The organism is Enterococcus sp. DIV1059_2, from assembly GCF_051713685.1.
GTDB classification, from domain to species: Bacteria; Bacillota; Bacilli; order Lactobacillales; family Enterococcaceae; genus Enterococcus_D; species Enterococcus_D casseliflavus.
In genome coordinates this window covers 840,663-859,698 of record NZ_JBIOQK010000001.1, presented here as the reverse complement: position 1 = coordinate 859,698, position 19,036 = coordinate 840,663, and the positions used below count along the sequence as shown (strand labels likewise).

Annotated in this window: 20 protein-coding genes; 1 reads left to right on the top strand and 19 read right to left on the bottom strand. The window is 38.4% G+C overall.

Translation table 11 applies throughout. The annotated features are described in order from the left end of the window. Positions 1–20: 20 nt before the first annotated feature. The 7 genes from IGI72_RS04020 to IGI72_RS03990 form a co-directional block, all read right to left on the bottom strand. Complete coding sequence (locus IGI72_RS04020; RefSeq protein WP_138314764.1) at positions 21–407, bottom strand: DUF6075 family protein; 387 nt, start codon at positions 405–407, stop codon at positions 21–23. 46 nt (positions 408–453) lie between these two features. Continuing rightward, entirely contained in the window at positions 454–1,116 is a 663-nt protein-coding gene (locus tag IGI72_RS04015) for a DUF2786 domain-containing protein (protein WP_138314765.1), read from the bottom strand. A gap of 405 nt (positions 1,117–1,521) precedes the next feature. Further along, positions 1,522–1,755, bottom strand: coding sequence for a hypothetical protein (locus IGI72_RS04010; protein WP_074536848.1), 234 nt, complete (start codon positions 1,753–1,755; stop codon positions 1,522–1,524). 35 nt (positions 1,756–1,790) lie between these two features. Beyond that, positions 1,791–1,952, bottom strand: coding sequence for a hypothetical protein (locus tag IGI72_RS04005; protein ID WP_171025425.1), 162 nt, complete (start codon positions 1,950–1,952; stop codon positions 1,791–1,793). Positions 1,953–2,006: 54 nt separating this feature from the next. Then, positions 2,007–2,873 carry a DNA cytosine methyltransferase gene (locus tag IGI72_RS04000; RefSeq protein ID WP_074536849.1) on the bottom strand — a complete coding sequence of 289 codons (867 nt, stop codon included), beginning with the start codon at positions 2,871–2,873 and terminating at the stop codon, positions 2,007–2,009. Positions 2,874–2,979: 106 nt separating this feature from the next. Further along, entirely contained in the window at positions 2,980–3,159 is a 180-nt protein-coding gene (locus IGI72_RS03995) for a hypothetical protein (protein ID WP_008381280.1), read from the bottom strand. A gap of 83 nt (positions 3,160–3,242) precedes the next feature. Continuing rightward, positions 3,243–3,575, bottom strand: a complete 333-nt coding sequence (locus IGI72_RS03990; protein WP_138314766.1) for a hypothetical protein — start codon at positions 3,573–3,575, stop codon at positions 3,243–3,245. Between the two features lie 136 nt (positions 3,576–3,711). On the opposite strand from IGI72_RS03990, the gene IGI72_RS03985 reads away from it, so the two are divergent. Further along, complete coding sequence (locus IGI72_RS03985) at positions 3,712–3,915, top strand: hypothetical protein (RefSeq protein ID WP_085811501.1); 204 nt, start codon at positions 3,712–3,714, stop codon at positions 3,913–3,915. An 87-nt stretch (positions 3,916–4,002) separates the two neighbouring features. Here the strand turns inward: IGI72_RS03985 and IGI72_RS03980 are convergent, their stop codons facing one another. From IGI72_RS03980 to IGI72_RS03925, 12 genes are all read right to left on the bottom strand, one after another. Beyond that, complete coding sequence (locus IGI72_RS03980; RefSeq protein WP_230311410.1) at positions 4,003–10,503, bottom strand: SNF2-related protein; 6,501 nt, start codon at positions 10,501–10,503, stop codon at positions 4,003–4,005. Positions 10,504–10,541: 38 nt separating this feature from the next. Further along, complete coding sequence (locus IGI72_RS03975; RefSeq protein WP_138314767.1) at positions 10,542–10,862, bottom strand: type II toxin-antitoxin system PemK/MazF family toxin; 321 nt, start codon at positions 10,860–10,862, stop codon at positions 10,542–10,544. Then, positions 10,852–11,022, bottom strand: a complete 171-nt coding sequence (mazE, locus tag IGI72_RS03970) for a type II toxin-antitoxin system PemI/MazE family antitoxin (RefSeq protein WP_138314768.1) — start codon at positions 11,020–11,022, stop codon at positions 10,852–10,854. Before mazE ends, IGI72_RS03975 begins: the two co-directional genes overlap by 11 nt. Positions 11,023–11,115: 93 nt before the next feature. Continuing rightward, complete coding sequence (locus IGI72_RS03965) at positions 11,116–12,015, bottom strand: nucleotidyl transferase AbiEii/AbiGii toxin family protein (protein ID WP_223597819.1); 900 nt, start codon at positions 12,013–12,015, stop codon at positions 11,116–11,118. Positions 12,016–12,028: 13 nt separating this feature from the next. Beyond that, on the bottom strand, positions 12,029–12,622 hold the full coding sequence (locus IGI72_RS03960; protein ID WP_218193476.1) for a type IV toxin-antitoxin system AbiEi family antitoxin domain-containing protein: 594 nt from the start codon (positions 12,620–12,622) through the stop codon (positions 12,029–12,031). Between the two features lie 90 nt (positions 12,623–12,712). Next, on the bottom strand, positions 12,713–13,150 hold the full coding sequence (locus tag IGI72_RS03955) for a hypothetical protein (RefSeq protein ID WP_223597820.1): 438 nt from the start codon (positions 13,148–13,150) through the stop codon (positions 12,713–12,715). A 27-nt stretch (positions 13,151–13,177) separates the two neighbouring features. Next, on the bottom strand, positions 13,178–15,235 hold the full coding sequence (gene mobP2 / locus IGI72_RS03950; protein ID WP_218193477.1) for a MobP2 family relaxase: 2,058 nt from the start codon (positions 15,233–15,235) through the stop codon (positions 13,178–13,180). After that, complete coding sequence (locus tag IGI72_RS03945) at positions 15,235–15,666, bottom strand: hypothetical protein (protein WP_138314771.1); 432 nt, start codon at positions 15,664–15,666, stop codon at positions 15,235–15,237. Before IGI72_RS03945 ends, mobP2 begins: the two co-directional genes overlap by 1 nt. Before the next feature lie 17 nt (positions 15,667–15,683). Continuing rightward, positions 15,684–15,953 (bottom strand): hypothetical protein, encoded by a 270-nt coding sequence (locus IGI72_RS03940; RefSeq protein WP_223597821.1) that lies wholly within the window; start codon positions 15,951–15,953, stop codon positions 15,684–15,686. A gap of 333 nt (positions 15,954–16,286) precedes the next feature. Next, positions 16,287–17,246 (bottom strand): hypothetical protein, encoded by a 960-nt coding sequence (locus tag IGI72_RS03935; RefSeq protein WP_223597822.1) that lies wholly within the window; start codon positions 17,244–17,246, stop codon positions 16,287–16,289. Positions 17,247–17,261: 15 nt separating this feature from the next. After that, positions 17,262–17,903 (bottom strand): hypothetical protein, encoded by a 642-nt coding sequence (locus IGI72_RS03930; protein WP_223597823.1) that lies wholly within the window; start codon positions 17,901–17,903, stop codon positions 17,262–17,264. A gap of 19 nt (positions 17,904–17,922) precedes the next feature. Next, complete coding sequence (locus tag IGI72_RS03925) at positions 17,923–19,035, bottom strand: lysozyme family protein (RefSeq protein WP_223597825.1); 1,113 nt, start codon at positions 19,033–19,035, stop codon at positions 17,923–17,925. Between the last annotated feature and the right edge of the window lies 1 nt (position 19,036).

The following is a 19,036-nucleotide window of genomic DNA, read 5'->3' as shown; positions in this document are numbered from 1 at the left end:
AAAGGTTAATTACAGCATACTCAGATAAAGTTAAGCCTTACAGCAATGGCGTTCTTTGCAAGATTGTATCCTGCTTCATCAACTCCAGAGAATATTTCTAAAGGAGAAATGTAGTATTTCTTTCCGTTATCAAACTCATAGAAGTCCTGATTTGTAAATAAGTTGTATGCTAAAGCTAGTAGTCGTTGTTCCCCTCCTGATAACCTACCGTCAAACCATGTTTCACTATTTATTTCTTTTCTTTCAATGTTAACTAAAGTGTTACGTTCATCAAACAGTTTATCATTCCCAGAAATGATAAACACCAAGCTTCTCCAGTAAGGGTCATGAAGATCCTCAAACCCTAGTTCATTCATCATGTAGCTGAATTTGGCGATATGTTCTTTGTTAAAAAATAAATCCTCCATATCTTTTCCTCCTAACCATATTTTTAATTCTATTTAAGAAATTCCTTTATACACTTAACTTATCTTTATCAGTAAAGCGTACTCCCTCTTCATACCCAGAGTAAAATGCTTCCCGATCCTTCACGTTATGCGACGTGTCTTTCCCAGGAACAAGTCCAATTTCTTTGACTGCAGTCTGGACCACTTCTGGCACTTGTAAAGCAAGTGCGTAACCGTTTGCTAGCACCTGCTTTCTGAAAGTCTCAGATAATCCCCGTAAATAGCCTTCAAGATAATCTTGCTTTAGCTGCCATTTCCGCTTGTACTTGCGACGAATTTCCGGTAATTGCAAAAACTGTCTTGCACAGAAGCTGGCACTACCACGGGCGTATTCAAATGTGATCTGTGCGACTTGAACGTCTGATTCGATTCCAACGAAATGAAGTTCAACCGGTGCGCCGGATACATAATAGTAGCGAACCCGAAAATTTTTAGCAATTATTGACGCTAATCGGTAAAACCATTTTTGCGGACGTCCTTGATAAATAACCACATCGATTACTGATTCGGTTTTTTGCTCTTGCTTAAAACTAAATACTTCCGATTCGTCAATATTGTGCTGAATCATCAATTCTTGGGCTTTTGCTAAAGCAGACATCGATTCTTCATCGTTAGCGTCATTTGCTAAAGCAAGTAATTTTACTATTTTTTGTTTTGCTTTTTCATCCATCACAATAATTCCTTTTTCCTAATTTAGTTTACCATTAATGAGATAGCGTTTTCTAATTTTTTTAAAAAAATGACAAAAATCCATTTTTGAATTCCGTTAATTCTCTGTATGCTATCTTGTTTAATTAAGTAATTCTCTAATATTCTGAATATGAATATAGTCATATTTGCTAATTAACTTGTCGATTGCATTTTCCTTCGTTTTAGGTTTCACCCAGGATATTGAATATATTAATTGGTCGAACTCATAGTACGAAAAGTCAACGGCAAATCTTATCATCATAACACCTTCTTATTGTTTAAGATCTTATAACCATGTATACTCTAAAAGACATAATAATTTGCTGCTCTCTTAGCGGAAACTAAGAGGGCAGTTTTTCTTTGAATCCGGTGGATAGTAGAATAATTATGATAACCAAATTTCTTTGTATCGCCTTGATCCTTCTTCAACATAGTCATCTATAAATTGAATATCTTCAGCTTCAAAATACTTCAAAAAATCGGAACGTCTCAATTTAAATTCTTGAATTAGTTCTGCACCAGCACCATTGCCATAATGTTCTATATCAAGTGACATAGCATCTCTCATTGCCGAAAAATATCCCTCGTCGAAATAGTGCTGTTCTTTTTTCGATCTCATAAATACATTCCTTTCTAGTTTTCTATTTCTGTCAATTAGTGACTATTATTTAGTTCTTTTCGGGCTTTGTCAGTCCGTTTTACAGCTGACTTATACACTTTAGAATCTTTGCTATACCCTAATGATTCGAGTTCTGACAGATCACTTTCCAATTTTTCTACCCACATTTTTCTATGATCCATTTGACTGTATTTCATGCTTTCTTCTTCCTTTCTTTCTAGTCCATATTGATTTTCTTTTTATTTCTTGTCTTAAGATTCAAAGTATTTTTTCAGCTGTTGCCCAACCCATCTTCCCATATCAACTGGAACAGCATTTCCAATTTGTCTATACGCATCATTATCAGTACCTTCAAATTTGAACCAGTCGGGAAAACCTTGGAGCCTTTGATATTCCAAAACGCTGTAAGGTCTTATACGCTTGCCATCATCTACAAGACGTGTGCTACGGTCTTTTGCATAATGCGCAACACATGTCGGTGCTTTACCGTTTCTAGGAGTAATAATTGGTTTATCTCGGTAGCCACCATTAAGACGTTTGTACACATATTCGGGTATATGAATTTCTGGATCACTTTCCAAAATATCCCCAACTGTTACAGGTATTTGTTCAATAGCAAGTGGATAGTCTAAGTTGTTAAATGGTTTTCTAGTACCGATCACAATCAATCTTTTCCTCTCTTGAGGTAGCCACCAGTTCGCATTTACCGGACATTCGACCCTTACGTAGTAATCTGGAAGCTTTGTCATACACTCCATTACAACTTGGAATTTCCTCATACCTGGTACGTTTTCAATTACATAAGCTTCGGGCTTTGACAAAGCGATATGTCTAAAAAAGTGAAGAAACAAATCATCACCTGTACGTGTACCACTTATATCAGCGATATTTGAATACTTGGTACAAGGATAAGTAGCAATATAAACATCAGCGTCCTGTTGATCTAAAACAGTTATCTGGGTAATATCGCATTGCGTTATTGTATGGTCGAAATTCATTTTTAACGTTGCGACTGCTTTTTTATCTATTTCAAAAGACTCTAAAATATTAATACCAGCTTCTACCATTCCGAGATCCATACCGCCGGCTCCGCTGAAGTAACTTTTTGCTGTGATCAAATGATTTCCCTCCTAAGCGTTAAGTAGTGTTGATTAAATTTAATCAAGCTGCTGTTTTATTTAAAAAAAGTGCCATCACTATTATGAATTAAGGAATAAAGTGGTATCACTCTCTCAGTTTCGGTATTTCAAAACCAGCTTTTTCTTGCTCAACCAACATATCTAACGCAATACACAAAAGTTTTGATTCACTCTTGCTATACTTCTTTTTCAGCTGTGATAGACTTTTTTGCCTATGTACATTAAGTGTTACTGGCAGTCTTTTGTTCCCTCTTGCGATTACCATATGCATTCTCCTTATTGATCTTACATAGTGAATGTAGAGATATGGCACAGGATAAATCGTTTTCCTGTGCCATAAACCATGCTCTACTGTTGATTCTTTTTGGCTTCTTTTGCTGTAGGAGTTAGTTCATAAACATAAGCGACAGCCATACCACATCGGATCGCTCCAAGTCTTTCTGGGCAAATGACATCTGCATCAATCAAAGCTTGTTCAATCCCTGTATTTTCAGACCAACCTTTAATTGCTACAAAATCTGGTTTGATCGCTGTATCTGTGTTTACGGTCGCAGTAGTGACTAATTCTTCTTCACGCATCCTACCTTTTTTCGGTTTTACTACCATGATTGCGACATTGTTGTTATCGGCATATTCTTCAAATCTTACTTGATATTCTTTGTTTTTTAGCATCATGTTCATAACGGGTTCCTCCTCTAATTTAGAAAATCTTTTTCCTTACAACTCTATTATATAAGGATATGCTTATATTCGCAAGCATTATATGGATATTCTTATATTTTTTTGATATAGTGTAAAATAGAAAAGGGGGATAAATTTGGATAATTCATCGCACAAAACCAGTGAAGCATTAAGACAGGCTGTAAAAAGGTATGAACAAAAAAATGCCAAAGCGAAGCAATATAGGAATAAAAAGTCTGCAACCAAAAGTTTCATTTTAAACTTGGCCACGGAAGAAGACTTACAGTTAGTTGAAGAATGGTTGAAAGAACGAGAAAATCAAGGCAATCATGAGTCATGAAAAGAAAAGATCCTCATAACAAAACAAATTGTTCATTGAGGATCTTTTTTAGTTTGCTATTGATTAAATTCAGCGGGCGTTTATAAACTACATCTCCCTTTCTTCGTGTAAATAATCTTCTTTGGAATACGCTACTTGAGATTTCTCGGTTTCTTCTATCTCATCAACTATTGATTGTGTGTCTGACTTATTTAGTGAGGACTCAATTTCTGATTGAATCTCTTGTTGGCGCAATACCTTCTCTTGTAATTCTTGAGCGTGGCTGAAAGGTTGTTTGATTTGTTCTTTAGCGCTTTCCATCTTTTCTTTTGTTTCTTGGACTTCTTCAGCTGCTTCTTGTAACATTTCGGGCAGTTGATTGATTTTGTTCTCTATCCGGCGAATGCTTCCAATTTGGGTGCTAGGATCTACGAGTAAATCGTAATGCCCTTTACCATGTAGACGTACTTGCAAACTTCCATAGCTTAATTCGCTTTTTCGCACAGAAAACGAAAACCCCTTGTATTCACCGATTTCTACGAAATCTGGAGAGCGCATATAAAGGAACGTGGCACTTTCAAAGACTTCTCCTGCTTTTGATCTTTCTGTGTATTCTTTGCCATCGATCACGATCGAAAACTCGTCAGGATCATTGTCTTTATAGCGTTGAATGTCTTCTTGTAGCGTGGCCATATGCTGCTCCCCGCTTTTGATCATTGACGGATAGATTTGATCGATTGAACGTTTCAATAGCTCTCGCTCATTCAAATACGAAGATTGTAACATTCTTAATTTCGTGATCTCATTATCCAACCGCATTTTGTCTGCTAGCAGCGGATTACCTGTCGCAACGGCTTTGATCTCAGAAGCGTCTAGAACCGTTTCAGACATCTCGTCTACGGTTCGAGTAATTGCCTTACCAGTCATTACTTGAGAGATATACGTGAGCTTTTGTTCCTGAATCTGCCACAAGAAACTATCAAATGTTCCTTTAGCCACATAACGATAAATCTGAATCTCTTTGTTCTCATTCCCCTGTCGAACAATCCGGCCATCTCTTTGCTCAATATCTGAAGGACGCCAAGGACAGTCTACATGGTGTGCTGCAATCAATTTGTCCTGAATATTCGTACCGGTCCCAACTTTTCCGGTACTTCCGATCAGAATACGGACTTCACCTTCTCGGACTTTCTCAAATAAAGCATCACGTTGCGCTTCGGTTTTTGCATCATGAATGAACGCCACTTCGTTTTCAGGTATATTTTTTTCAATCAGCTGACGCTTTATTTCATCGTAAACATTGAATTTCCCAGGTTTTGGCGTTCCGGAATCAGAGAAAATAAGTTGTGTCGATCGTTGTTCTTTTGTCTCTAACCAAATGGTAAATACCTTTTCAGCTGCACGTGCAATTTTGGTCTGTTTCAATTCTTGTTGATCGTATTTTGATTCATCGTAGTCATCTAACAGGCGTGGATCTAGTGCCATTAACTTCGCTTCGTTCGTGATTTTCAGCATATTGTCTACTTCCGGAGACACTTCACGATTCCTGATTTTTTCCGCACGCATAGCCAACTGATCCATCTTATCTTTTTGATAGGTAATAGGCTCAGTAACAATGATCTGTGCTTTCTCTCCTTTGATTGCTGGTACAGGAAGATTAAGCATGTCTTTGGTTTGAATGTCCGCTATTAAGTTAAACATACTCATCAGTTCCGGAAGATTGTGGAATTTAGAAAAACGATTCTTCATCTGATAGCCACTGCCTTCAGGCGTGATTTCCAGTGAAGAGACGATTTCGCCAAACGTGGAAGCCCAAGCGTCAAAATGGTAAACACCAAAGTCTTTTAATACATCTGGTTGTAAGTATTTTTGCATGGTATACATTTCCGACATCGAGTTAGAGATTGGCGTTCCTGTCGCAAAAACAACACCACGACCCTGATTTTCTTCAAGCATATACTTCACTTTCATTTCCATATCACTGGATCTTAGACTGTTAGACGCATTGACCCCTGCTACATTAGATAACTTGGTGTAGGAATAGAGGTTTTTATACAAATGAGCTTCATCTACAAACAGAAAATCGACGCCCAAGTCCTCGAAGTAAATCAAATCATCTTTCTTGTCTTGTTTATTCAGTTTGGCTAACCGTTCATTGAGCCTTTTCTCAAAACTAACCATCTGTTTGATCGACCAGGAATCAACATCATTCTCCATTTGATAAGCAGCGATTGCTTCAGATACCTGATTGATTTCTGCTTTTAACATATTTCGTTGGCGTTCTGGAGATAAGGCGATTTTTTCAAACTGAGAATGGCCAATAATCACGGCATCATAGTCGCCGACAGCGATTCGAGAAACGAATTGTTGCCGATTGGCTTTCTCAAAGTCTTTCTTGGTTGTAACTAGCACTTTTTTTGACGGATAGAACCGCAAAAGTTCGGTACCAAAATCGCCTGTCAGGTGGTTAGGCACAACATACATCGCTTTCTTGATCAAACCATGCGTTTTCATCATCATTCCTGCAGAAATCATCGTTAACGTCTTGCCAGCGCCTACCACATGAGCCATCAACCCACGTCCGTTTTGAATAATCCTGGCAACCATATTCTTTTGGTGCGGTCGCAATTCAATTTGTTCACTCAGCCCTTCAAACTCTAGGTAGCTACCATCATAGGCTCTCGGTACTAATCGATTGAATCGCTCTTCGTAAATTCCTTGCAGTTCTTCAAGGACTTGAGAATGATTCATGACCCAATTCTTGAAGATCTCTTGCAGTTCTTCTTGTTTTGAACGAGCATATTGCGTTTCTTTAGGATTTAATACATAGTGTGATTTTCCATCGCCGTCTTCCACTCGATCACGGATTTCGATTTTTTGGAGATTTAAACTATTTTCAAAAATGAGATACGCATTCGCACGTGCCGTTCCGTAGCGGTTACTGACGATCGGTCCTTTATGTGTACTTTTTCCAGAAATAAAGTAGCGAGAAGCGGTTGGATCATAATCCAATTGGACATAATGTTCCCGAACCATCCACGGCGGTGTTTCAAACGTTTCAAACATAAACTGTTCATACGTTTCTTTAGGTATCCAGGTACTTCCAACCGAATAATCGATTTCACCAGCTTTCAATGGCTCAGGCTGCACGTCCTCTAAAGAGGACACATTTTTTTCAAATAGTCCTGGATAGGATTCATTGAAGTACCGAGCTTCTACTAGCTTTTGTTTGACATCACCGCTTAGATATTCTTCTCTTACTTCCCAAACATCATCAAATTGATCCCCTTTATACTTCAATGGATCAATAAATATTTGACCTTCGAGTTCTTTGACTATGGTTCCTTTGTCTTTTCCATAAACATCCGCCATAAAATCTAAATCTACTTTTAAACGCCGTCCTAATGACAGCTGTAATGCTTCGATCGCAGAATCGACTGTTGTAATTGGTTCTTTTCTCCGGATAGTTGCCTTAAAAAAGACATCACCTTTTTCAACAGATCCGTCCTTATGGACTATTTCAATGGATTTTAGTAATGGAAGGTATTCGTCACGTTGAAACACTTTCGAGTTTTGCGCAATCGGACCAAAATCAGATACAAAGGTATCATACGCCTGATTCAGTTTTGCCAGTGCAAGCTGAAATTCTTCCACACTATAATCTTCTTGTCGTTGAACATAAATCACATGTAATAGCTCTTCTTTGATTTTGATCAATTGGGAAAGTTGTTTTTCGGCTTTTTCTGATCCTTCAAATGCTTCTAAATAGCCATTGTTGTTGAAGTAGATTTTCCCTTGGCTTTGGCCGTAATTGAAATTCGGGATCTCGGAAACTGAAACTTCATTGTCTGTTCTTTGTTCTACGAGAGAGATCTCTTTAGCGGAAGGCGTAAGCTCGAACGTTCCTGGTATCTTTTCAATCGCAGTCCTTAGATCATCAATCAAATTCGCTTCAGGATTTGCTTTCACATCGAGGGTTTTCCCACGAAAATTCTTAAGTGAAAGTTCGCCAAGAATCATGTCCGTATTTTTCACAAAATAGTTGTTAAAAGGTTTTCCTGGTACATCTCTATGCATGCCGACAAACACCCAGCTGGGTGTATATGAGCGCTCGATTTCCGAATTCTTTTGAAAGAATATAAGGTCAGTAACAACATCGGTACCTGCTATTTTTTTAAACGCATTACTTGGTAAACGAACGGCGCCAAGCAATTCACCTTTTTTTGCATACTCACGTCGAACATTTTCGCTTTGCTTATCTAATGTTGAGGTGGACGTGATAATAGCTACAATACCGCCTTCTTTTACACTATCCAACGCTTTTTTAATAAAGTAATCATGAATGGCATAGCTATGGTCGTAGTTAGGATCTTCGATTTGTATACTATCAAAAGGAATGTTACTGATTACGAGATCAAAGCCATTTTGATTTAGAGGGGTATTCTCAAAACCAGTCACCTCAATGGTTGCATCTTGGTGTAAGTGTTTTGCAATCGCTCCAGTCAATGGATCCAATTCAATACCGTATAGATCGGATTGAGTTCTTAATGATTCAGGCATAGCAGAAAAGAAGTTTCCAGTCCCCATCGAAGGGTCTAAAATATTTCCTCCCTGGAAACCCATAGTCTGTAACTTCTCATAGATCACTTCTATTAGCCGTGGATCTGTGTAGTAAGCCGTTAACACACTTTCACGTGCTTGGCGGTATTCCTCTTCAGTCAACAATTTTTTCAGCTGTTCACGCTCGGTCTTCAATCGATCATCACGGGTATCGAAGATACTCGCTAAACCGCCCCATCCAACGTACTTCGCCAGAACCGTTTGTTCTTCTGCCGTAGCCATTCTATTTTCAGATTCGAGCTTTCTGACTAAAGCAATCGCATCAATGTTGGCCTGTATCTTGTCTTTAGTTGCTTTTGGATAAAAGTCATCTAGCGATTCCAACGGAAATGAAAAGTGATTGCTGCCTTTAGTTGTCACGTTGTGACTTTCTTGTTTTTCGACGGATATAGAAGGCTTCTCAACTTTTGGCATTGGAACAAAAGCGACCTCAGAGCCGTACCCACTGTCTTGGAGCGGTTCTTCAGTGGCTTCAAAATCATCCATATCAAAGAGAGTGATTTCTTCTACCTTATCCAGTGATTCAGTGGCTTCATCTTTTGGGTCACTTACATCAATCGGCTGAGAAAGTTCGTTCGTTTTTTGGAATACTTCATTTACTCGCTCTTTTTCTTCTGCAGTCAAATAGTCATTCCTACCAATAAGGAAATCAATTCTTCCTGCAATATCAATCCATTTGTAGTCTTTCTCATATTCTTTACCGTCAACTATCTTAGTGATTCGAATACCTCGGTCTGGCCGTGAATTCATGGACGAAAAAGTTGCTCCATGGAGATCCAGTGTTTTGCCATACCAGCCAAATTCTTTTTTCAAAAAACGAACACGCTGTATCATGTCTTTTGTCTGAGAAAAAGCTAGAGAAACACGGAACTTTCCATCAACAGTTCCAGTCCCGTCCTTTAAAAGACGGGTAATCAATGATTCAGGAAATAGATCTGCTTCTAAAAAGGCACTACTGTCTTTTTGCTCATCTGCAGACACAAAAAAAGGTTCAGAAGACGCTGTCTCTTCCAAACCAGTTTCCAGATCATTTTGTTTTACAGAAGTTCGCTCATCGCTAGTTCGATCGCTTGTTCCCGATAGTTGTTGCGAATCTTGGTAGCTGTCTCCAGATTCTGCTGCTCCTCTAAGGTTAACGGATTCTGTTGCTCCATCTGTTCCGCTAGTACTGCTACTCGCTCCCATACCTTCTTGTCGATAGTGTGGCCGTAATTCATTAGTTCCCCTTGCATCAGTTTCATCTGATACTCTGTTGGCTGTTCTTCCTTCAGTTTTTCCACGGCGATTGAGCCAAAACGACCGAGCGGTTGGTTTTCTGGATACTCCATTTGCGGGATCAGCTGTCCGTTCTGGTTTTCTTGATACGTCAATTTCATCTTCCTTGCTCCTCTCAGTTTTATAAATCAAAATATCTTTACTTAAAAATCGGTTGATCTCGTTTGCTTTGGTCATCACTTCCACAAACGTCCGAAAATTTTGCAGTTGTGCCATTTCTTCAAATTCAGGAATTGGCTGAATCAAGGCTTTACTTTGAACCATTGCTAAACCTATCTCTAAAGCCAATCTTCTATGAACAGGATCTTCCAAGTCTGCTGTAAAAGAATCGATCATATCCTGTCTTTCTTGTGTGATAAAATCTGGCCACGTGTGTTCTTCCAAACTGTAATCCGGAAAATCTAGCACTTTCCCAACGGTCTGATTTACATCAAAGTAATAAGAAGCCATCATTTGATTATTGGAAAACCCAAGCGTCATGATTGCCTTGCTTCCAAATTTGACTTGACGACCAATTTTTTTCCATGTAGCGAAATCCGCTAAATAGCGAGCCTCGGGATTTTGACCATGAATAAATAGTTGGTCATTTACATCGTATTTATGGAGGAACTTTATTTGTTCCAAGTACTGTTGAAAAGATTGTGTCGTTTCTACAGTTTCAGCAAATGATTGCTTAAAAAGCATTCGTAAGGTAGATTGTTTTTTTTCGTCCATGTGCGCCTCCTGAAAGTTAGTGTGGCGCATGGATAAACTCAATCAAAAAAAGGAAAGTCAAAAATGGCTAAGAAGGTTTGAGCAACTATAAGAAACTCCCCTTCATCGCATGTGCCGGACAACGTGTACAGATCTGCAGAAGGATTGATCGTAAAAAACTCAGAACAATCGACGATCATCGAATGTTTCGAAGTCTCTAAGCTAATCTTGACCTCTAATGGTGCTTCAGTTGCAGCATCTGTCACTTTGCAGACGATCACTCGCTCATAGGTGTCGTAAAAGACATCTGCACTAAGGACTAGATACATTTGTCCCTGGTTATCTGATAGAATGTTGCGTTGGCTCCAGTTACTTTTCATCGCTTATCTGCTTTAATGGATTTTCAATCTTTGGAACAAGCTCAATAATGCCATTTTCTTTTTGGTGGCAATAAAAGTATTGATTTTCTTTTATTTGTAATTCTTTGGGCAGAGAAATGACGAGCGAGTTTCCAATGATTCTAGTTTTGACTGCTTTCATGATTGCTGTTCACCTCATGCGCTATTATACTCGTATATCCAAAGATATACAATAGTTTTTATTTGAAAAAAAAGAACCAGCTATGCTGATCCTTCAAAATTCCATCTCATTATTCATTTTTCTCTCTTTTTTTAATTTCTTTTTTTCCTCCATTTTCTCCTGATCCAGTATCAATTTCATCAAGGAATCAACTGATTCCAATGTAGATTCAAAGGAAATATCTTTAGCAAAATTGTTTTCACCTTGATATTTTTCCCATTTTTCTGCCAGTGACTGGCTTTCAGTCAGCTGAGGCATTTCGCTGTTGTATAGATTTTTGAATGAGGTGGAATTAGACCTTTGTTTAAAGGTACCCCGTATACTTTTGTATAGACTTTCTGCATCGATACTCTCCAGTTTAGGAATCATATACATATCATAAAAATCCTTCATCCTTGAATTGTCGATACCAAAACTGAATGTTGCATGTAGCTTTTCAGATAGAATTTGTTCCGTTGGGTAGGCAGGAATTTGTATTTGTCTATCTTCAAACATTAATTTATGTTCGTACATTGCAGCTTCCGGAATAATAGAATCACCTGACGTAATATCCAATTTAAAAGGGACACGTGCTGTATCTAAATAAGCAACTATTTTTGCTTGATAACCTGGATAAAAATCAGCTTCTCGGGTTTCTGATAATCCTTGAAGTTCAAATTGAATCCCGTCCTTTGTTGGATTGGCTATCAACTCAGTAAAAATCTCTGTTAGTTTTTCTTTAGTCAACTTTGAATTTCGGAAAGTAGTATCAATATCTACGGTTGATCGATTCTCTAGTCCATACTTAGAGCCAATCAAAAATCCACCTTTCAAGACGAAATCATCTCGGTAGTCAGATTCTGAGATACATTCCAGTAGTTTTTCCATCATAAAGTATCTTTGGACGATCTGTGGGTTCAAGTGTTTTTCCATTGCAAAGTTTCGAGTCTTTGCCTTAAACTGTGTCGGGGTCATTTAGTTGTTCCTCCTAATATAACGGTACCATATAAGCACTCATTTCTTTTGGCGATTTCAAAATTTGCATGTACTTTCTTAATTTACTTGTATTTCTACTAGGGCTATTCATATACTCTTTTAGCGCTTCTTGCTTTACTTCTGCACTTGCCGTATACCGTGAATTCCACATGTCACACAGGGTTCTTTCCAGATCATAAAGAACAATTTTGTTTCCATAAAAGCTTTCTGTTTCTGTTAACCCTAATTCAAATGTTTCTTTTGTTGTATAGTGAGGTTGAATAGCATATTTCTCAAGGCGATCTTTAGGAACATTATAGCCTTTAGGAAATGTCATATTTAACTTTTTTGGAATATAAGTTCCCACTTGATAAATATCTAGTGCTGTTTCGTGAGAAAAAACGCCTTTGGAGTAAACACTTTGAGCCAAGTATAGTTCATCAATAAACGTATCTTTCATCGCATAAAACCCTGGTGCTACCTTTTCGATTTGTTTAGATTTAACTAACCGATCTAATGTCATAGGGAGGATTCCCTCTTTTCGGGCATCTTTCAAAGATAGATTTCCACCATATTTTTCTAAAGCATCAGCAACCTTTTGATTCAAAATAAATCCCCCCTTTTGTTAACTTTAAACTAACTTAATTATACTACGTTAGTTTAATATTAACAAGAGGGAATCAGATTTTGAACCTATTTAAGTCATTTCAAATCCTTTTGCTTTTTCTTTCCGCTTCTTTTTACTTTTGTTAATTGCCACCTTTTCCTCGATAATCATTTCATCATCTTCTTGTATGAGCAGATTGGTAGTTTCAATTTCTTCAATTTCGTCCTCTTCCTCAATCGGTCGATAAAGTGTTTCAAATTCCTGAAATGAGCGCATTCCCTGGTTTTGAGCTATGAAGGTTTCGACATCTCGATAAGAATAAACCTTTGTATAGTCTTGAAGACGTTCCGCTAAAACATACAGCTCTTGCTGATTCTCATCAGGAACCACCGAAATCGTTAACGTTGGATCTTTTTCAAAATAAGCGACAATCTTTTCTCGTTCTTTTCTAACATCTAATCCTTGATCTCCAGTATCTGTCTGAACCATAATTTCCCTCCTAAAAAAACGGTCAGGCACTTTCGCCAAACCGTCTTTTCTTTCTTATTGTTTTTGTTAAATATTTGATTGACTCTCATACTGCAGTTCACGATATGCACGCTCATTTAGATAATGCTGCAGACTGTTTTCGCAAGATCTCCTTAATGATTGAACCATCTTTCGCATTTCCATTTCTTTGCGACGATCTTGGAATCGAGAAACATTTCTTGGAGCCACGCTTTTCCCCTTTGCGGTTTCTTTTTTTAGTAGCTCTTCGAGTTCTGCAGCTGTTGGTTGATAGGCTTCTGTTTGACTAATATCGTAAACACAAATTTCTTCAAAGACGACTGTGTCTTCTATTTTGTAGGGCGCAATGATAATCAACGGTTGATCGATCTCGTCTTCACGCACCTTACGGCCATTTAGTTTCCATTGTTGTGGACCATAAACAAACGTGGCCCCAGGGTTTTGACTCAGGATCATTGTGCGGTTCTTTTTTGAAAATCGATCAAGATTGTGTTGCTCGTTACCTTCCTCGCTCTCCGAAGATTTTTGTTCTTTTGCTGACACGAATTCTTCATCCAACGTTTTATGTTTTTGAATACTTGTTGGTTCATAGTGAACAAAATCCGTCTCACTATCCACCGCATGAATGTACATCGCTCTTCGCTCGATCGTATCCTCCCGATCGGCGTTCTCCTGATTCAGCTTATACTGTATCCCCATTTGACGCTGGTCTAAAGATTCATCTCGCTTGTCAAAGTGCTGTTTCATCAATTCGAATGCTTCAGCGAGTTGGTTCGACCGTTCAGTAGGAATCGAGTCGCTCTTAACTTCAGGTGATTTTTCAATGAACGGTTGCTCAATTTCATCTTCTTCCACAGGTGGCGGGATCTCATTTAGCAGGTGAAATACATCTTCCATTTCCGGAGAAATAAAATCTTGTTCTGTTGAAGATCCTAAATCGATTGGTAAAACCGCTTGTTCTTTTTGAAGGGCATCAAATTCTTCTGCAGTCATATTTCCCACTGCTTTTTGCATTTGTTGACTCTTGGCAAATGTTCTTACCTCATGCAAAATTTGGTTTCCAATCTGAGCGTATAACCCATTTTTTCCATACAACTGATTCTCGTAGTACGTCGGTGCGTTTCTTGGATTTCCATACGCTGATTCGTATTCGTCAGAAATTGGTTTTAAAAGGCGAACCACTTTTTCCATCGTTTCTTTTCCGTCAGTGTTTAAGAACAAATTGACCATCCGATCGAGCGGTTCTTTGAAACCATGCCTTTGGGCAAAGCCATATTTCCAAAAGTATTTGTTATCAGGCAATGCTTGCAGTAAATCGGTTGCTAACGTTTCGTATCGACCAGCCAAAAACTCACTACGATTCTCTTTTGCTAAGGTCACTTGTTGCTGTATCGACTGGCTTAACTCTTTGAATTGCGTTTCATTTTTGAGAAGCGTATTTACAAACGTCCGGCGTGTACTTTTTATGGCGGACTGTTTGAATTTGGCCATATACTGCCAACCAGTTTTCTCTGGATCAGTTGGGTGTTCATAATATCCCCACTCCCTCGTTGGTTCTTTTTCTACATACCCGATATGGACATGAATATGTTTCGTGTTGTAGTGAATGGCGCCCGACCACTCGCCTTCTAACCCTTCTTTCTTTTCTAAATCTGTGACTGCCTTTCTTGCTGCATCGATCAGTGAAACAGTATCCACTCGATTCGTTTTTTCATTCATTAATGCATGGTCAACTAGCCACTCATTTTTGAAACTAAAAACCATTTGCCAAAGTGGCGATTGATTTTCTTGTGCTTGTGTAAAGTAATCCTTTAAGTGATTCATTACTTCGAGTGGCGCTTGATCATAATGGCGAGTAAAAGAAGAACTTGTCTTTTCGGGATTCGACATATAGTCGTTATAGGTGGAGAACATGGTTTCATTTCCACCTTCAATACTGTTGTAACTATCCGCTTGATTCTGTTCCGAAAACACATTGTACTTATCAAAGTTTTCGTTCCGAACGGCGGAACTTCGGTTCATATAGTCAATGAATTCATGGAAAGCCTGGGCACTAGAGATGACGAACGCTGCTGAGTAAATGACGCCAGCTGTTTGTCTTGCCATCAATCATCACCAACTTGGTTATATTTTTTCCGGTGGTGCGCTGTTTTGATTTGACTTTCAAGCAGTTCTTGATATTGTTTTTTTGCTTCAATTAGTGGCAAAGAGTCCATTGCTTGGAACCCTTCAATCTCATGAAACCACATCATTGTGTTGAGTAATTGTTGATTCAGTTTACTGTTCATTTCAGCTTCACGTATGATAGTCATTTGTTGCCTTTGAAGAGTCAATAATTCTTCCATCGCTTGCTGTTCTTGGGAATGATTCTTTTCATAAAAGTCTAACAGTGCTTCTAAGGTGTAGCCTTCATTCTTATCATTCCTCACATCATTCCAATAGCGGATACGATCGATAGTGGATTCTTTTACCCAATAGTTTTTCTTTCTCCACTTTTCTTCCTCTAGACTTGCTTGTTCTAACTCTTCTTTTTCCATAAGTCTTGCCTCCTATCTTATTCAGTAAATGGATCCTTTTCTATTTCAGAATAGGATTTTTCAACGACGGTTATTGCTAACCATTCCATGAGTTGTTTTTGCTTTTCTATGAACTGCCGGTACCGGATTTCACTGTCCAATTGGAACTCATCATAAGCAATTTGCGTTAACACTTCTCGCAACATCTCATCACGACTTTTGTATCCTTTTTTCTTCGCTATCTTAACCAGTCTTTGGTGAATCTCTTCATCTACATCTCTAATCTTCAGTGGTTTTGTTCGACTCATCGTTGACTACCCCTCGTTTTTTTATAGCCAGCTGAGGCCCTGTTTTTTTCATTGGGTCTTAACATTGGCTTATTCGCCTCTGTCTAGTGTAAGAGCATAAGGGAAAATGGGGTCCACACAAGGTGTCCCGCCTTGCAGTGCAAGGCTTTTCTCTGGGACCCACTTTTCTACTTTTTCGCCCCTATGTCGCCCTTAATTTCAAGTATTTTCGCCCCTGTGTCACCCTTGATTTTCCTTCTTTTTGAGGAATTCGCCCCCCGTTCGCCCCTTTTCTTAGCATTTAGCACCCTTGGTTCGCCCCAATTCGCCCCTGTGTCGCCCATGGATTTTTTGTTATTTATTCTCAGTTTCCATTTGAGCAGCTTGATTTCGATCGATCAGTTTTTGACGTCGTTCTTCTACTACTTCAATTTGTTTTTGTGCTTCTTCAATTGCTTTGTAATAGCTATCAATTTGACTATTCAGCTGCTTATTGGCATTCTCGATTTCTTCTTTTTCACGTGCAGTTAAATACTCAGTTGACGCCTCATTTTCTAATATTTTTGACTTCGTTTTAACAATCTCTGATTCGATTTTTTGAATGCTCTCATTTAGTTTTTTCCGTTCAGCGATCGCTTTTTCAATATCTTTTTCGGTCAATTCAATGACATAATCATTCACATTGCGTTTGGCCAGGGTTTTACTCGTTTGGACTTTACGATAATCTATATTGAAGCTTGTTTGATTGACTTCTTCTTTATCTTCAAACACCATTTCTCCTTCTTGATTGTAAGTGGGATTGACGCTGATATTCTTCTCGGAGTAGCCAAAATCAATCAGGATCGTTGTCCATTTTTTAGGAAGTTCCGGAATAGTTAAGAGATAGTAATTATCAAAAAGTGGTTCTAGTTTGGACTCTAATGCGACCCCTTTATTGCCTTCTTTGACTGAACCTGCAAATGCTTGGTATTCTCGATTCACGCTCGTTTCATTGCGGCTTGTAAGGAGTATGACCTCCATATATCTAGTTTCGGGATTGTAGATACGTTGGAAGATTTGAACTGTATCATTCCCGATTGTCTGACTACTTTCTACACCAAAACCGCTATCTATAATCGGACTATCATCTTCAAATAGAAGTCTTGAGGTAAAGAAAAAGAGCGTTCCTATTATCGTAAATAGGAACATCCCTTTATAGATTATTGGCGATAGTTTTGCTCGCTTCTGTTTTACTTTTGTCTTCTTTGACTGTCCTTTTTGGAAGTCATCTCTAAACGTTTCAATCCGTTCAATCAGTTCTTTAATTTTTTTCATTTGTGCCGTCCTCCTCTATTCATAGAATCTTTCCGGCACATCATTCGTGGTGACTGTTTCTCGGATTTCATTCACTTTCCATACATTATTATCATTCTTTTTAAGATCCATCTGTACCAAATAACGTACTGTAAAAGGTTTATCTTCTTCATAGCTTGTAGACACATATAAGAAGCCGGTTACTGTAGCTTCGCCCAGTACGTTCTCTAAATTCACGTAGTATTTTTCACTGATTTTGCTCTGCTCAACAGTCATCTTGTCGTTACTTTCTACCCAATATGGAACGATTTTCCCCTTGGCTTTTGGCGTAAGATACTCTTGAATACTATCCATTTTCTCTTGAATATTATCTGAATTATTTGTGTAGAAACCATCTGTAAAAGCCTTAGCTACTTTTTCAATATTCTTGAATTCTAGTTCCGATCGTGTGTCTTTTGGAAGATTCACTTCCTGTGAATCAAGTTCTTCTTGCAAAGATTTATTTTCTTCAACATAAGAATTTATCGTCTCCTGATTTACTTTTTGTTCAGACAACAACGTATTATTTCCCTTCTCTTTTAGAACTGGTTGAAGATAATTTAGGGCAATCAAAACACCTAAAATAAAGCTCAGAACGCTAACAAGTATGAAAATTACGGCACTATTTTTTTTCTTCATTCGACCTCTTCCTTTCTCTCTATTTCAATCCTAGAACTTCAGCTGGATCGATTAAATTTGATTGCGATAAGTCACTCGATTTAGCTATTTCTAAATGTAAATGAGGACCGGTTGAATTCCCTGTACTGCCAAGCTGTCCGATTGTTTGACCTTGTTTTACAGTTTGACCGACTGTTACTAAAAGCTTACTTTGGTGAGCATATAAGCTTACTTGACCATTCGCATGTTGGATTACTACATGGTTCCCCCAGCTATAATGTGGACCGGCCGTGATTACTTTTCCATCTGCAATTGCTTTGATATTTGAACCATAAGGATTCGCAAAATCCAGACCTCTATGAAAGGCTGTTCCTCCTCCGAATGGATCAGATCGCCAACCAAATCCACTCGAAATCACAGGATTATCTACTGGCAAAGCATATTCACCATTAGGAGCTTGACTGCTCTCTGTATTATCAATGTATTGGTACACAAGTTCGGCATAAAAGAAGTTTCCTGAATGCCTATAAAGATACGTTCGCCCATCTGCTTGAGACACTTCGTTTACGTAAGAATATTTTTGTCCAGCAGTCGGATACCCATTTGCACGTTGGCTTGTTGCAACCACATTTTTCGAATAATATTCTGCTTCATCCACTGAGTGTTTCTTCTTTTTACTGCCTAGCCATGAAACGTAGCTTGAACCGAAGTTATATGCCTGAACGATTGCCTTTTTATCATTTTCCAGACCGTATCTTTTTGCTAATTCTAACGTTGTCTTATAGTGCTTTACTCCTTGACGAATCGACCATTCAACACTTGAAATGCTATTTGGCGGCATGCCTCCTGATTCACTTGATTGCATAGGATCACTCCCTCTACCACCCGATTCGACCATCATAATCGCAAGTAGAAACGGTACTTCTGAGGAAATTTCTGCTGCTTGTGCTTCTTTTTCAACGATAGATTTTAATGCTAAGACGTCAGCTGAGAGGTCTTTGTTTCCACTTACTTCAACAGCTTGGCTCGTTTGTTCAATACCTAAAATACCGGCCATCATGGTTTGAGTTTGCTCTATAAACATCGCTACTGCCGAAAATGTGAAGACAGAAATAATTACGATAAGCAGCAACTTTATTTTTAATCCTCTCATG